Origin of the sequence: Bradyrhizobium sp. BR 10261 (assembly GCF_019455395.1) — a bacterium.
GTDB classification, from domain to species: domain Bacteria; phylum Pseudomonadota; class Alphaproteobacteria; order Rhizobiales; family Xanthobacteraceae; genus Bradyrhizobium; species Bradyrhizobium manausense.
In genome coordinates this window covers 16,722-29,918 of the sequence record NZ_JACOFQ010000052.1, presented here as the reverse complement: position 1 = coordinate 29,918, position 13,197 = coordinate 16,722, and the positions used below count along the sequence as shown (strand labels likewise).

Sequence of the window (13,197 nt, the reverse complement as noted above, 5' to 3'; positions counted from 1 at the left end):
TTCCGCTAGGGAGCGCCACAATACCGCAAATCCAAGCCGATATTTGAGGGTTAGCCAGCAGGTTCGCCAATCGGGTTAGCCAACCGCAAAAATCATGTCCGACGACCTCTCCCTGCGATGTACCATAATCAGCGGCGAGACTGCGCCAGACGACTACGTCGTCATCTGGGACGGCCTGCACATCGGGCGCATCTTCAAGACCGAAGCGGTCGGCGGCGGCGCCACATGGTCGTGGTCATGCGCCCTGCCGAACGTGCCGCAGCCGAGCCAGCATCGCGGCCACGCCGGCAGCCTCACAGCCGCCAAGGATGCGTTTCGCGGCGCGTGGGACGACTTGCAGCAGCAGGTGAGCTACGATCAGCTGAAAGAGGCCCGCGCGATCGACGAGGATCGCAGCCGCCCGTGGCACCGGCGGTAGAGCGTCAGATTTCTACTCTGAGGGTTGCAGGTTCGATTCCTGCCGGGATCGCCAGCAAAAACCTTTATAGATCAGAGACATTTAGCCAGCCGCGCAATGAAATAATAAACGCCTTGGCTAGAACAATTGCGGCACATTGCGGTCATTTGCGGCCCATTGAGGCACAAAAACCCCGGAGAAAACCCCGGAGCCATTCCGCACAGCGAAACACCTGAGGCGCTGGCATTCCAGAACGCAAAAGCCCGGCGCAACCCCGGATGGTTGCGCCGGGCTCGCCGCTCGGCCGAGAGGGACATTCAGGCCGGCGGCGCTCGTCCGCGGGAGGCGAACGCGCGGGCGAACTCAGCCGACCGGCGAGAAGTCGAGGTAGTAGGCCTTGCCGATCTCGAAAGCCCCGATCGCGTCCGGATTGGTGATCGTGATCGACAGATGCCCGCTCGGCGTCCATTTCGACCAGGACTTGTTCGTGCCCTCGACGTCGCCGTCAGCGTAGGTGCCAAAAACAGGCTTCATCGAGATGGTGGCGTACTGATCGGTGCCAGGCACGTCGTTGTGGCGGATGTCCTCGACGAAGAACTTTGCGCGTACCGTGCTCATTTCGGTCTTCTCCTTTTGATGCCGGGAAACCGCCCGGCGCGGATCTCAGGCGACGGGCGCCAGCAGAAGCAGCAGCAGCGCGAGCGCGACGGCCGCCACAATGATGCGCGGCATCCAGACGAGCACGGCCTCGAGCGCCAGCTCGAGCAGCCCCAGCAGGAACCAAAACCACATCAGTCGACGACCTCGGCCTCGACGCGCGCGACGCCAGGGCCGGCCAAGCCGAGCGCGATCGCAGGTCCCCGCGCCAGGTCGAGCACGCGGCCGGTCCAGGCCGCCGGCCCGCGATCGTTGATGGTGACGACGACGGACCGGCCGGCCCGGCTGACGCGCAACCTGGTGCCGAACGGCAGGCAGCGATGCGCCGCGGTTGCCAGGCGATCGTCGAAGCGCGCGCCGGAGGCCGTGCGCGGGCCGCTCTCGCCGTTGGAATAGTAGGACGCCAGGCCGGCGAAGCGCGGAGCGCAGCCGTGCGCGGCCGCGGCGTTCATCACCAGGGCGGCCGCGACGATCGCCGCGACCAGGGCGGCGCCCGCGAGCCAGCCGCCGGCGGCCGAAGGTCTGCGCAGCTCGGCGGCCGCGGCCGCAATAGCGAGCAGCGCGACGACGATCGCGGCGGCGACGAGGATGCCGCGCAGGCCGAGGCCGAACGCGTGCTGCTGATAGAGGATCTGAGGCTCGAGCTTCATCTGAGTGTCACCGTGAAAAAATGGGATGCAATCCAGAGCGCCGCGGCGCCGCCGCCGCTGCCGAAAATCAGCCAGTAGACCCAGCGGCCGGCCTTGACGGCGCCGGTGACCTGCTGGCGCGCCTCGACGACGCCATCGACGATCGGTTTCATGAACGCGATGTCAGAGATCGCAGCGGTGACCGAGGCCTTGAGGCCATGCACCTCGGCGATGACGCCGTCGATCTTCTGGTGCAGATCGCGGCGGCCGACCGAGGCCTTTTCGTCCTGGTCGCGCCACTGCCGCGTCAACGTTCCGACCGTCGACTCGAGACCGCCGATGGACTTCGCCATTTCGCGCAGAGCCGCTTGTATCGATTCCGACTCTGTCACTTGCCGCCCTCGCCGCTGTAGGCGCGCCTTACGCCCTCGTACCAGGCGCGGACGTTGCCGTTTTGCGCACGGCATGTTTTCAGCGCATCGCGCGTCTGCGCGAGCCGGGCGCGCGCATCGTCATTCACGGCGAGAGAGGGGCCAGCGTCGCTTGCCGCCAGCGCCTGCGGGAACGTCGGCAACTCCCGCTGGAGCGGCGCAGGCTGCGGAATTGATGCGCATCCCGCGCAGGTCATCGCAAGTAAGGCCGCAAACATTCTTGACGCCGGCGGATGCCAGCGCCTCGTTTCGTTTCCTGAGATCCTCGACATAGGCATCGGTCCCCGCCCTTTCCTGCTCTGCCTTTTGAAGAATGGAAGCCGCGCGCGCTTCGGCATCGGCGGCGGCCAGCCGCGCGGCAGCCTGGTCGGCGCGGGCGGCGGCGAGCTGCGACTCGAGCGCCTTCTCACGCCACTCGCCGTCTGCGCTTTCATAACCGGCGTTGAAGAGATGCACGCCGGCGGCCGTCAGCGAGAGACCGACGACCAAAGCCGCGACGCCGGCGACAATGGCACCGGCCTTGAACGGCGACAGCTTGACGCCGGCAAAGCCTGCGAGCTGCACGATGGCAGCGATGACGGCGCCGCTCATGTGTTTTTCCCCGCGCGGTAATCGGCGAGACGCTTCAGCTCGATCTTGTGCGCGACCAGCCAGACCAGCACGGCGCATCCGGCGACGACGGCCAGCACCAGCACGGCCGCGCAAAGCCAGATCCAGACCTGCGCGGGAATGCCGAGCCCACTGACGGCATCGCGCGCGCCAGAGACCGCGGTCGCCTTGTCGGTCAGCCAGGCGAGCAGGCCGGCGCCGCCAAGACCGGTCGAGCCACCGAACATCTTGCCGGCCCAGCCCTTGACCTGGTCGGTCAGCGAGATGGTCTCGACCTTCTGCTCGCGCAGATCCTGCACGGTCGCCTGCTCGCGCGCCGGCGCGACCTGGCGCGGCTCGGCGCGCGCGAGCGCAGCGAGCAGGTCGTCATCGATATCAGGCGTCAGCGGCAGGTCGTGCTCATGGCGGAACGCCAGGATGGCGCTTTCCGTGCGGCCCTTCTCGGCGAGGTGCCCGTCGACGGCCCCCAGGTCGAAATAGCCGAGATCGCGCAGGCGCTGCTGCACCTGTGCGACGACATCAGGATCAGGCGGCGGCGGCGTGGTCGCGAGCTTGGCGTGCTGCTCCGGATGCGATTGCTTAAGCCCCTGCTCGAACAGCAGCGCCTCATGCTCACGCCGCTTGTAGACGCCGTTGGTCGACGGCCACAGCCGCTTCATCGAGCGGATCAGGCCGGGAATTTTTGCAAGGTCGCCGCGGGCGACGCAGGCGCGGATCTCGCGCATCTCGGCATAGCGCGGGCCGCCCTTGACGAAGCCGGAGGCGTCGCGGTTGTACGCAATCGACCAAAGCACGCCCTTGCAGTCCGGCCCCAGCGCGCTCGCGCCAGGACAATAATGCTCGAGCACCTCGAGATAGTGTGGCAGCTCCCGTTCACAGAATTCCTCGAGCGCGACTTCCCAGGAGATGTCGACCATATGGCCGTAGCGCCGCACATAGCTTGCTGCCCTGTCGCCGCGCACGCCGGCGGCGCCCTTCAGGATCTTCAGCTCGGCCTCAGAGACGCGGCCGCGCCAGTCGGCCTCGATCCGCGCGGCTGATTGCGTCCCGAAATCATAGCCGATTCCGCCGGTCGGGCCTGACTGTCCGCCGGGATATTCGAGTCCGCGGTAACGACGGTTATAGACCGCCTCGCTCGTCACCTCCTCGGCGATGACGAGATCGAACGCGGCGCGCGAAATGCCATGCAGGTCGAGCATGTTGTGTATCCTCACAATGAAGGAAGCGGCTTCTCTCGCGCGGGTTAGGGCGAGATCAGCGCATCAGGCGTGTTTTCCACGGCAATAGCAGCGCCGATCACGCCGGCCTCACAAGAGGCTCGCGGTCGACGACTGATTCAAATCAGGAGTAGGGTCTATCCGCCCGGCGCGGTATTCCAGCTCACCGGTCCAGCGGCACCATAATTGCCGTTTTTCAAGAGCGAAGCGCCCGCTCCGATCGACGGCGGAGAGAAGTTCGTCAGATCATCGCGGACGAAATTGTTCGATAGCAGATTAGACCCTGAGAGAGATGAGTCGCCGGTGATCGGGTCCTTCGCGGACACGACGACATTGCTTCCAATCTGACCGTTCGCGATGCTGATGCCGCGGCTATTGTAGATCAGGATGTGTTGCGCGCCCCTCGTAAGGCCGCCGGACTGATCACCGATGAAGTCCATTCCGTTGAAAACTTGGCCGAACCCGCACGACATCACGACGAGATTGTATGTGTTATGGTTCGACGAGCCGCCGTTGAAACGGCCGTGGCATGGGTTCTGATTGGCCTGTCCGTTGATCTTGATACCGATCGAATTGTAGAGCGCGCTGACACTTGAGAACGTCACGTTGCCACTTTCGACCTCCATCCCGACAACGTTGTTTTTTGCCTGCATGTTGGAAAAGTTGGCGTATTCCCCAAAATTATAGACGTGAACGCCCCGGAAGACATGAGAGACGAAGATGTCGGAGAAGATCGAGGCATTCGCCGCCGTGAACGAGGCCGAAGGCGCCTGGTAGTCGATACCGCTGCCCGACAGGTTACTCAATTTTACATTGCGCACCTGAGAGCCGGGGCTGTTGATCAGCTGGATACCGTGCTGGCCGAGGTCGGTTGGTCCTGTTCCATAGCCGGTATAGTTTGGCGCTGTGCCCGTGATCGTAAGGTCCGAGACAATCACCCTCGCACCATTGGCAAGAATAGCCGCAGCGTTGCCCGTTACATGCAGCACAGCGGTCGCGTTCTCGCCCCTGATCGATGCGCCTCCTGGAGGAATCCTCAGGCCAGAAACGTTGGTGATCTTCCCGGCCGGCAGCACGATCGCGTTGCCGGCATCGAGAAGCGCCTGCAGGACCGCCGTGGAATCCGCCGGCGGGTCGCTAAAGGCCGCCTCGCCCGCGACGCATTGTGCGGCGCACACGGCCATCACGCCTGCTACGGCGACTATCCGGATAAGGTCCAACATGGAATCTCGTAAAAGTTGCAGAATGGAACCTAGCCGATGTTGGAACTGGCGCAAGTGGCCTATCGGAGTAATTGACGGCTTTTCACCGCTCACCCTCCGGCGGCGCTTGTGACTCACGGATGAGCGCTTATCGCCGATGTCGCCAGCACCGCAGCCGCCGCGGCACCCGTGGCGTTGAAGTGCGTGTTGTCCCAGTAGTTGGCCGAGGACGTGAGGCTGTCCATGTCGCCCCCGGTAAAGACTTTGTTGGTGGGGTCGAGGACGGCAGCATGTGCCGCCTGGACGGCCGCGCTGGTGGCAAGGCCGAATATCGAATGGCGCGCCACGAAGATATTCGCGGCGCTCAGGCCGCGGATGTTGGCGATGATGCTTTGAAGAGACAGCGTCGCACTCGCCTGCGATGTGCCGAGGTTGGTGTCGTTCGCGCCGAGCATGATGAAGACATGGGTCGGCGTAAGCCCATTGGCGACCAGGCGGCGATGCGCAGCGGCAAAGCGCCCGGCCACAGGCCCGCCCGCGGCATAATCCGACAACACAGATCCGCCGACCGCGATCGGCGCATGAATGACGCGCTGAAATACGGCCCCCGAGATCAGCGCATCGGCCGCACGGGTGAAAAAACAGCCGCTATTGAACTGCGCCAGATTGGTGTTGCAGCCGAGCAAAGGCTCGACCGTGGCATAGAGGCCGCCATCATAGACATTGAAATTCTGGTTTTTCGCCTGCGTCGGGGTGTAGGTGCTCGAGACCGTGTTCGACATGAGGCTGTCGCCGAGGGTCAAAAACACGGCCGTGCTTTCGCCAGCAACTAGCGCTTTGGAGACGAGCGTGCGACCGGCGGTCGCCTGGTTGCCCTGCGGATAGGTCGGCAGTTCAGGTAGCACGAATGGATCTGGCGCGGAGATTGTCATGGCCAGCGGCTCACATCAGGATCGTGCCGGAAATGCCGGACTGCGCCTCGAGCGGGTTGCCGTTGTCGCCAAAGAACGTCGTCGTTCCCGACGCCGTCGAAAATTCAAGCCAGGCATAGAAATGCCGACCGATCGCGGGATAGCCCTGATATTTCGCGAGCAGGGCCGTCTTGGCGTTCGCCGTCAAGTTGGTAGCCGGCGTCATCAGCTGCGCGCTGTTGGTGTTGGTGGAATCGACGCCGATGCCGACCGCCATAAAAATGTTGCCGACCGAGCTGGACGCCTGACCATAGACCTCGGCATTGAGAAGATTGCCGGGAAGGCCGACGACAAGATCAAGCTGGTTTGCCGCGTTGCCATTGGCCTGCCGGAACGAGGCGGTCGTGTAGTTCCAGTTGTCCGTCGTCTCGACCGCATTGCGCAGGACACGTCCGACCTGGTCATAAACATTGTAAACGTACCGCTTGGCCGCCGAGTCCTCGGTCTGACCATCGGCCGTCATGCGGATGGTGCCGATCAGCACCGCCTTGTCCGCGGGCACGGTGACCGTGTTGCCCGAGGCATTGCCGAAGCGGATCACGATCGAATTTGCATTGGTCCACACGCCGGTGTTGCCGAACAGGTGGACCTCGGTCGTGCCCGCGCCGCTGCCGCGCGATGTATCCGAGGTCCAGGCCGGGCCTGTGCCGATACGGATGGTGCCGGAATCGTTGATGCGAAACACATCGAAATTTTTGCCGGACTGATGATAGTTCGTGTGCGCGTTGTTGCTGTCGAGCGCGATGGAGGCCTCGGCGGCGCTGTCGGCGAGGATGTTGGTGCCGTCGCAGGTGATATGCGGGCCAGCGATATAAAAGACCGTGCCGGCGGCGACGACGTCGGTCGTGGTGACCGAGACGCCCGAGGTCAAGGTGAGGCGCCCCTGCGGCCGCGGCTGGATGGTAAAGCCCGCCAGGGCCGTTGCAAGCGAGGCCGCCGTAGCGGCGGACGCCGCAGCGGACGCCGCGGCATTCGTCTCGGAGGTCTGCGCCGCCGAGAGGATCGCGCTCGCATCGACCGAGGCCGACACGACGAGCTGATAATGATCGACCGACCATATCATCAGCACGGGCGAATTGATCAGGAGCGAATTGGCGACCAGCGACACCCCGAAAGCATTCTTGATTTCGACGCTCGCAGCGCCGTTCACGCTGATGAAGGTCGCCGCCGTGTTGGTCGCGCCCGGTGTCAGGATGAAAAGCTTTTTGCCGGGCGCAGTAGGTGTCTCGGGCGCGCTCGCCACGATCGCATTCGCGCTGCCCCCGGTCACGGTCAGCGGCACCACGCTCGTCGGCAGATCGCCGATCCGCGTCCAGGAGCCAGAGCCAGAGGCGCCGCTCTTGATGTAGAGCCCGTTGTAGGCCGGCGTCGTATCGTTATAGACGATCGCCGTTACGTTGGCGGCATGCGCCAGATCCGCGGTCAGCGCCGTCAGCGTCGCATAGGCAAGGCCGCCATTGGAGCCATTCAGCATGGTCTCCAGGAAGGTGCCCCACGCGATGACGTCGTCCTTTGAAACCGGATTCGGCCCCGACGCCGGCACGCCTGCCAGCACGTAACGACGAAAGATTTCTGCAGCCGTTTTAAGTATCGGCATTTGCCCCACCCATCATTTGAAAAGTGATTTCTGCAGCGCCGTTAGCGCAACAACAGACCAGCGAGCCCGCTCATAGGTCGAGCGCCGTCAGCGCAGCGACGTCGACCAGGTTCCAATTGAGCGTGACCCGGCCGCCGAGCAGGTCGACCTCGGCATTGGGCTGGATCTCAACAACGCAATCCTCAAGCCCGCTCACGACGGGGAATTGGACCTTGATCCAACGCTTGCCGAGGTAGCGCATGCCGTAGAGCGTGGTGACGAACGTGCCTGACATTTTCGGGTTGAGCCGCAGCAGCGCCCGCTGCGCCAGGATGTTGGCCTGATCGGCGTTCTGCACCCAGGACAGATCAAGCGGCTTGGCGCGCACAATGCCGGTGAGCGCGATCGCAGCGGCATCGCGCACGGGCGGAATCTGGTCGGTGACGTAATGCGCGGCGGCATTGGTGAAGGTCACGTCAAGCTGGTTGATACTGTCCTCGTCCGCCTGTCCCTTGCGCACGGTGAAGCCGAGAACGCAGTCTGATGTCAGCGGCGGATCGGTCGGCTCGCGATAGACACCGACCGTCAACACGAGCGTGCCGTCGCCCGCTTCCGCGAGCCAACCATCCATCGTGGACAGGATCTTGCCGATGACGCTTTCGGGCGAATTGTCGAATTGATAGAAGCCCGCCGATTGATACCGCGCGCGACCTCCGACGTCGGCATCGCAGAGATTGGCCTCGGACATCCATTGCGTAAGCGTCGCCGTCGGCAGGATGATGTCGAGATCCTCACCCATGCCGCCATCCGTCGCGGTCAGATAGTCGATCAGCTGCAGCACGCCGTTGGGGGAGGCCTTCCAGGTCGCGGGATTGCTGACCGCCTGCGTGACGTCGCGCGGATCCCAGATCGGCGCGCATTTGGCGACGATCGACGGCAGCGGCAGGCCATAGGGATAAATCTTGGTGAACTGCGTAGGGTCGCTGGCATGGCCGCAATTCATGCAGATGCAGGCGATACCCTTGCCGGCGTAAGCCGTGGTCCAAAGGCCGTTGGTGTTGGTGGCATTGACCGAGGTGCTCGAGGAATTCTGAAAAGCAGTCCCGTAGAACACCTGCAGATTGACGTTCTGGAACCAGATGCCGACCGGCGGCGTCACGGTAACGTAAGCGCCATCGGTCATCGAACCGCTGGTCGCGACGGGATGATCGTGCAGATAGAGCTGCAGCGCCTGCTCGATGGGGCCGCTGTGAAAGGCCAGCACGTCCAAGGAGTCGCCGCCGGCCGCCAGGAACAGCATGTAATAGCCGGACAGCCGATTGGTCCAATAGCCACGCTGCCGCGGCGGGACCGATTGCTTGAGCGGTTGTGCGCCGGCCTCCGGCTTGGGCACATCCGGATTGTTGAGCGCATATTGCAGACCGATCGCAGCCGCGCCGATCGCCGTCGCGCCCACGATCGAGGCGACGCTGACCGACGTGCCCGCGACCTCGAGCGTGAGGGCAGCGGCTCCGAAGCTGGTAACCGACTCGGTCAGACCCGCGCCGGACAGGATCAACAAGCCAACGGCCTCAGGCATGGGATGCGCTCCAGGACACGAGCAGAGGCAAACGTGCGGCGACCACGCCACGCGGCGACTGCGCCATCACGACGAGGCCGCCGCCATCTAGCACGAGCGCGCCGGTGGGCCGACGCAGCCAACGGCCTCGTCGCCGTGCGAACGGCACCAGGGCCAGGGCGACATCGCCGTGGCGCGGCTGGCTTGCTTCACGCAGTCCGATGCGGGCAAAGCGCCGGCGGCACGATGCGACCAGGCCACCCTCGCTCCTGACGGCGGCGCGAAAGGCGCGCTCGGTGCTGTAGGTGCCGCGACGGTCAGGCATCGCGTCCGGCCAGCCGCAGGCCATCAGCCAATCGGCCATCAGGATCGCGCAATCGAACTGCCCATAGGCAAAATCGCGCGCGGCGGCGGAAGCGAGATAATCGGCTAGCAGCATCAAAAAGTAGGCCAAGGCTTGTTGTAGCCGTGCGCGTAGTTGGGCGTCAGGCTGCAGAACAGATCGCCGGGATAACGTGCCTGCTGGTCGGAATCCGAGAAATACGAGAATGAGGGACGTCGCCGGCCCGTGAACCGCGTGCCACACGACAGCGTGATTGCGCGCAGCGGCGTCGCCTCAGGTGCATCAACCGGCTGCTGGCCGACCGAGAGGAAATCGGCGACATAGAACGCGCACCAGTGCACTGGCCCGATCAAGGCCCAGTCTGCGTCCATCAGCGCAAAACCGAGCGTCGCCGGCTTTCCCTTCACCACATTGGCATCGCTTCCGGAAGCCAGGGTCAACAGCTCCCCAGAGACACCACTGAGATTGAACTCGACGCGCTCCGCCGCGCCGTTGAGCAATTGCTTGAACGCCGGCACGTCGCGCAATTCGCCGAAGCCGTGATAGATCGCGCCCGTCACGTCGAGGACATTGACGCCCGGCGCGATATCACCAAATCCAAGCCAGAGACGGACGATCGGATCGGTCTCGAGGCGGAAGAAAACACCTATGCTGACATTTCCTGATGCCAGCGCGGCGAGCTCATCATCGGAGAACGTCATGAGGGGGGCGCCTCGACGAAATCGACGTCGGCCGTGTTGAACGTCCAGGGCTGGACTGTGAGATCCATCGACGACGGCTGGGCCAGGCGCATGGTGCAGCGGGGCCTGTCGAATTCGAGCCGGGTGCCGTCCGCGACAGCTTCGCGCAGCGGCGGATTAAACGTGATCGTTCCTGATGTGCTCGAGGCCATGTCGACCGTGGCAATCTCGTACATCCGCCAGCCCCAGGTCGGATGATCGATCGAAAAGCTCTCGCCGCCGAGCAGCTCGCCCGCACGATTGACAGTGATCGCGAGCGAATTGGCACGCAGGCTTGCGGCGCCGCAGGTGATGTCGATGATGGGCTGCTCGAAGCCGACACCGTCGTCAAAAAACGTTCCATCCGCGTAGGAGATTTCCAGCCCTTGCGCGATTCCCGCCGGCCACGGCCGCGCCAGGGCGTCGTTACGCGGCACGACCAGTGCGTTGACGCCGCCCTGCGCTAGTTGCCGGAGGGCGCGCCACAACAGCAGCGACCGCTTCTGACGGTCCCGGCCCGTGTCATTGACGCCCTGCCGTCCTGACAGGCTGATGGCCGACATCTTGCAGGTCCAGAAGCCGCCGCCATCTGAGCGCACCAGCATCGGCATGCTGGCGCCGGCATTCTGGCCGCCGGAAACGGCCACGCCTGCAATGTTCCAGGCATGGGTCTTTTCACGCAGCAGCGCGCGCGGGAAGACATAAGCCATCCGTCACCCCACTCCCGTCGACTGTAGGCGCTGCGTCGAGACCAGCAGCTTGTTGATCTGGCCGAGCCTCTTCTGCGTCGCGATCTGCGACCGCTGAAGATTGTCGATGGTCGCTGGATTGATCTCGCCAGCAATGTAGTTATTGATATGGAGCGTCGATCCAGACTGCGACGACCGCGCGACGTCGTTCGGAATCACCTGCGAGCCGCGTGGCAGATTGACCAGTTCCTTGCCGTTCTCGCCGACCCAGGCAAGGCCGCCCGGCGCATAATCGGTGCCCTCAGCGAAACCGGGAATGAACGCTTTGAACAGCGAAGCGAATGGCGAGAGACCGCCGGCGGCCGGCGCATTGAAGATCGACGAGAAGACGGAATTGATCGCTGCTTTCTCCAGCGTCTTGAGCAGGCTCGACAGCACATCGTTGAGGTTCTTGCCCTCCACCACCGCGTCGGAAAACGCCGTCGAAAGCGCACTGCCGACCTGCGCACTGGCGCTGTTGATCTCGGTCAGCGACTTTTTGGCGGCATCATAGGACGCGGTTGCGGTCGCGATCGCCTGCGAGGAGCTGATGAACTTGGCGGCGTGGTCGGACGTCAGTTTGATGCCGGCGGCCTCGAGGGCCTGCTGCGCCGACATGGTCTTGCGCAACTCCTCATATCTGTCGATCTGCTCCTGCGTCACCTCGCCGTTGTCGCGCATGATCGCCGTCAGCTCGCGAAACTCGGCGCGGAACTGCGCCTGTGCTGCGTTGTTTTGGAACACGGCCGCCGTATCGGCCTTCAGTGTCGCGGTCCGCTTGGTGATGTCGTCGACGGCGATATCGAACTGATCGCGCGCATTGCTTTCCTTCTTGCGCACCGGCAAATGGGCTGCGTTCGGATCCGGCGCATCGGCCGCGGCCGGGCGCGAGGACGGCAGTGGAACGCCGTCGGGAAACTGCTGTTTCGCCTCGGCGGCCTGTGCCTTCTCTAGTTCTAGCCGGAACACCTGCGCCTTGAAACGCGCGGCCTCGAGCCCCTGGATGATGTCAGGATCGCCACCCGTTTTCGACATATGGTCGATCACGCGGGTGAGCTGATCGACGTCTTGCGCCAGCCCGAGCGCATCCTTGCGCGCGACGTCCAGTGCATCGAGATACGCATTGGCCTTATCCTGGCCGCTGCCGGGGGCCGCGCCATTGGCCGCGGCCAGCTTGGCGAGAAAATCACCGGCCTGATCGATCAGGTCACTCAGCGCGACCGCAATGTCCCCTGCAACCGCCTTGAACTGCTTCCCCCAAGCATCGGTCGACTGCTGCCAGGCTCGCTCGAACAGTTCGGCCTTAGCAACCGTCGCGCCGTCTATCACGACGCCGGCCGCGTCAGCTTTCTTTGCAAGAGCATCGAAGCCGCCTGCCGTTTCCGTTAGCGCGCGAACCCATCCCTCGGATAGTCCGAGCATCTCGGCCGCTTTGACTTTTTCCGGCAACGACGGGAACCGATTGAGAAGGTCGCCCGCGATCTTCAGCGTCTGGCTGACGCTGATGACCTGATCGTTCCGGTCCTTGTACTTGATGTTGTTGGCGTCGAGCAGCTTGGTGAGCGAATTCTCGTTTTCCTTCGCATCGGCCAACAGGGTGGCCACGTTGCGCAGGTCCTTGGTGGCTTGCTCGCCTGATACGCCGCCCTGCCCGGCGGCGTAGAGGTTACGCTGAAAATCTTCGACCGTCTGGCCGACATATTCGGCATTCTTGCCGATACTCGCGACCTCTGAGTTGATGCTGGTCAGCGCCGCGAACAATGCGCCGGCGGCAGCGGTCGCGCCGCCGAGAGCCGTTCCGAACGCAGCCAGACCGCCGAAACCCGGATTGAGCCCGGAGAACGCGGACTCAATACGCGAGATCGCGTCATCGGCCATGTTGCCGGCCTGATCGAGATCGGCCGAAAACTGGTCGAGGCGCGCGCCGAGAACGGCGACGAGATCAGATGACATTCATGCTTCCAGACAGGAGCGCGTCAAACTCTGCGTCGGTTGGCGCCGGAATGATCTCCTCGGCGCCGTTGGCCTTGTTGAAACCGTCGATGCAGGCGCGGAATTGCCAGAAGGCCATGCGGTCGACCTGGTCGGGCGAAAAACCCATCGCCGCGCCGTTGCCGTAGATCACGGCGAAATCGACGGGGCCGCTTTCGCCGGCTTCAT

Annotated in this window: 17 protein-coding genes; 1 reads left to right on the top strand and 16 read right to left on the bottom strand. The window is 63.8% G+C overall.

Annotated elements, in window-relative coordinates; translation table 11 throughout:
• The first annotated feature begins 94 nt into the window (after positions 1-94).
• Entirely contained in the window at positions 95-418 is a 324-nt protein-coding gene (locus HYH07_RS35185; protein ID WP_220006763.1) for a hypothetical protein, read from the top strand.
• Positions 419-760: 342 nt separating this feature from the next.
• On the opposite strand, the gene HYH07_RS35180 is transcribed toward HYH07_RS35185, so the two are convergent.
• The 16 genes from HYH07_RS35180 to HYH07_RS35115 all read right to left on the bottom strand — a co-directional run bounded on the left by HYH07_RS35180 (position 761) and on the right by HYH07_RS35115 (position 13,162).
• Positions 761-1,015: a hypothetical protein gene (locus tag HYH07_RS35180; protein ID WP_220006762.1), complete on the bottom strand. Its 255-nt coding sequence runs from the start codon at positions 1,013-1,015 to the stop codon at positions 761-763.
• 45 nt (positions 1,016-1,060) lie between these two features.
• Positions 1,061-1,189 (bottom strand): hypothetical protein, encoded by a 129-nt coding sequence (locus tag HYH07_RS36675; protein WP_283842864.1) that lies wholly within the window; start codon positions 1,187-1,189, stop codon positions 1,061-1,063.
• Positions 1,189-1,704, bottom strand: a complete 516-nt coding sequence (locus tag HYH07_RS35175) for a septal ring lytic transglycosylase RlpA family protein (RefSeq protein ID WP_220006761.1) — start codon at positions 1,702-1,704, stop codon at positions 1,189-1,191. The genes HYH07_RS36675 and HYH07_RS35175 overlap by 1 nt, the downstream gene beginning before the upstream one ends.
• On the bottom strand, positions 1,701-2,036 hold the full coding sequence (locus tag HYH07_RS35170) for a DUF1515 family protein (protein WP_228749979.1): 336 nt from the start codon (positions 2,034-2,036) through the stop codon (positions 1,701-1,703). The genes HYH07_RS35175 and HYH07_RS35170 overlap by 4 nt, the downstream gene beginning before the upstream one ends.
• 35 nt (positions 2,037-2,071) lie before the next feature.
• Entirely contained in the window at positions 2,072-2,203 is a 132-nt protein-coding gene (locus HYH07_RS36670) for a hypothetical protein (RefSeq protein ID WP_283842862.1), read from the bottom strand.
• Positions 2,196-2,705, bottom strand: a complete 510-nt coding sequence (locus HYH07_RS35165) for a protease IV (RefSeq protein ID WP_220006759.1) — start codon at positions 2,703-2,705, stop codon at positions 2,196-2,198. The genes HYH07_RS36670 and HYH07_RS35165 overlap by 8 nt, the downstream gene beginning before the upstream one ends.
• A complete protein-coding gene (locus tag HYH07_RS35160) occupies positions 2,702-3,922 on the bottom strand; it encodes a peptidoglycan-binding protein (protein ID WP_220006758.1) in 1,221 nt (406 codons plus the stop codon). Before HYH07_RS35160 ends, HYH07_RS35165 begins: the two co-directional genes overlap by 4 nt.
• A 155-nt stretch (positions 3,923-4,077) precedes the next feature.
• Positions 4,078-5,163, bottom strand: a complete 1,086-nt coding sequence (locus HYH07_RS35155) for a hypothetical protein (protein ID WP_220006757.1) — start codon at positions 5,161-5,163, stop codon at positions 4,078-4,080.
• A gap of 113 nt (positions 5,164-5,276) precedes the next feature.
• Positions 5,277-6,074, bottom strand: coding sequence for an SGNH/GDSL hydrolase family protein (locus tag HYH07_RS35150; protein ID WP_220006756.1), 798 nt, complete (start codon positions 6,072-6,074; stop codon positions 5,277-5,279).
• A gap of 10 nt (positions 6,075-6,084) precedes the next feature.
• Positions 6,085-7,710: an oxidoreductase gene (locus tag HYH07_RS35145; RefSeq protein ID WP_220006755.1), complete on the bottom strand. Its 1,626-nt coding sequence runs from the start codon at positions 7,708-7,710 to the stop codon at positions 6,085-6,087.
• Between the two features lie 70 nt (positions 7,711-7,780).
• A complete protein-coding gene (locus tag HYH07_RS35140; RefSeq protein WP_220006754.1) occupies positions 7,781-9,268 on the bottom strand; it encodes a phage tail protein in 1,488 nt (495 codons plus the stop codon).
• Positions 9,261-9,686: a DUF6950 family protein gene (locus HYH07_RS35135; RefSeq protein WP_220006753.1), complete on the bottom strand. Its 426-nt coding sequence runs from the start codon at positions 9,684-9,686 to the stop codon at positions 9,261-9,263. Before HYH07_RS35135 ends, HYH07_RS35140 begins: the two co-directional genes overlap by 8 nt.
• A complete protein-coding gene (locus HYH07_RS35130) occupies positions 9,686-10,291 on the bottom strand; it encodes a hypothetical protein (protein WP_220006752.1) in 606 nt (201 codons plus the stop codon). Before HYH07_RS35130 ends, HYH07_RS35135 begins: the two co-directional genes overlap by 1 nt.
• Positions 10,288-11,019 (bottom strand): hypothetical protein, encoded by a 732-nt coding sequence (locus tag HYH07_RS35125; protein WP_220006751.1) that lies wholly within the window; start codon positions 11,017-11,019, stop codon positions 10,288-10,290. Before HYH07_RS35125 ends, HYH07_RS35130 begins: the two co-directional genes overlap by 4 nt.
• Positions 11,020-11,022: 3 nt before the next feature.
• The gene (locus HYH07_RS35120) at positions 11,023-12,990 is read right to left on the bottom strand and encodes a hypothetical protein (RefSeq protein WP_220006750.1); all 1,968 of its coding nucleotides are present in this window, start codon (positions 12,988-12,990) and stop codon (positions 11,023-11,025) included.
• Entirely contained in the window at positions 12,980-13,162 is a 183-nt protein-coding gene (locus HYH07_RS35115; RefSeq protein ID WP_220006749.1) for a hypothetical protein, read from the bottom strand. The genes HYH07_RS35120 and HYH07_RS35115 overlap by 11 nt, the downstream gene beginning before the upstream one ends.
• Between the last annotated feature and the right edge of the window lie 35 nt (positions 13,163-13,197).

Coding starts and splice junctions, on each gene's coding strand:
- HYH07_RS35170 (WP_228749979.1), bottom strand. CDS start 2,036: ATGGCGAAGTCCATCGGCGGTCTCGAGTCGACGGTCGGAACGTTGACG.
- HYH07_RS35165 (WP_220006759.1), bottom strand. CDS start 2,705: ATGAGCGGCGCCGTCATCGCTGCCATCGTGCAGCTCGCAGGCTTTGCC.
- HYH07_RS36675 (WP_283842864.1), bottom strand. CDS start 1,189: ATGTGGTTTTGGTTCCTGCTGGGGCTGCTCGAGCTGGCGCTCGAGGCC.
- HYH07_RS35180 (WP_220006762.1), bottom strand. CDS start 1,015: ATGAGCACGGTACGCGCAAAGTTCTTCGTCGAGGACATCCGCCACAAC.
- HYH07_RS35130 (WP_220006752.1), bottom strand. CDS start 10,291: ATGACGTTCTCCGATGATGAGCTCGCCGCGCTGGCATCAGGAAATGTC.
- HYH07_RS35175 (WP_220006761.1), bottom strand. CDS start 1,704: ATGAAGCTCGAGCCTCAGATCCTCTATCAGCAGCACGCGTTCGGCCTC.
- HYH07_RS35185 (WP_220006763.1), top strand. CDS start 95: ATGTCCGACGACCTCTCCCTGCGATGTACCATAATCAGCGGCGAGACT.
- HYH07_RS35145 (WP_220006755.1), bottom strand. CDS start 7,710: ATGCCGATACTTAAAACGGCTGCAGAAATCTTTCGTCGTTACGTGCTG.
- HYH07_RS35160 (WP_220006758.1), bottom strand. CDS start 3,922: ATGCTCGACCTGCATGGCATTTCGCGCGCCGCGTTCGATCTCGTCATC.
- HYH07_RS35155 (WP_220006757.1), bottom strand. CDS start 5,163: ATGTTGGACCTTATCCGGATAGTCGCCGTAGCAGGCGTGATGGCCGTG.
- HYH07_RS35120 (WP_220006750.1), bottom strand. CDS start 12,990: ATGTCATCTGATCTCGTCGCCGTTCTCGGCGCGCGCCTCGACCAGTTT.
- HYH07_RS35125 (WP_220006751.1), bottom strand. CDS start 11,019: ATGGCTTATGTCTTCCCGCGCGCGCTGCTGCGTGAAAAGACCCATGCC.
- HYH07_RS35140 (WP_220006754.1), bottom strand. CDS start 9,268: ATGCCTGAGGCCGTTGGCTTGTTGATCCTGTCCGGCGCGGGTCTGACC.
- HYH07_RS35150 (WP_220006756.1), bottom strand. CDS start 6,074: ATGACAATCTCCGCGCCAGATCCATTCGTGCTACCTGAACTGCCGACC.
- HYH07_RS35135 (WP_220006753.1), bottom strand. CDS start 9,686: ATGCTGCTAGCCGATTATCTCGCTTCCGCCGCCGCGCGCGATTTTGCC.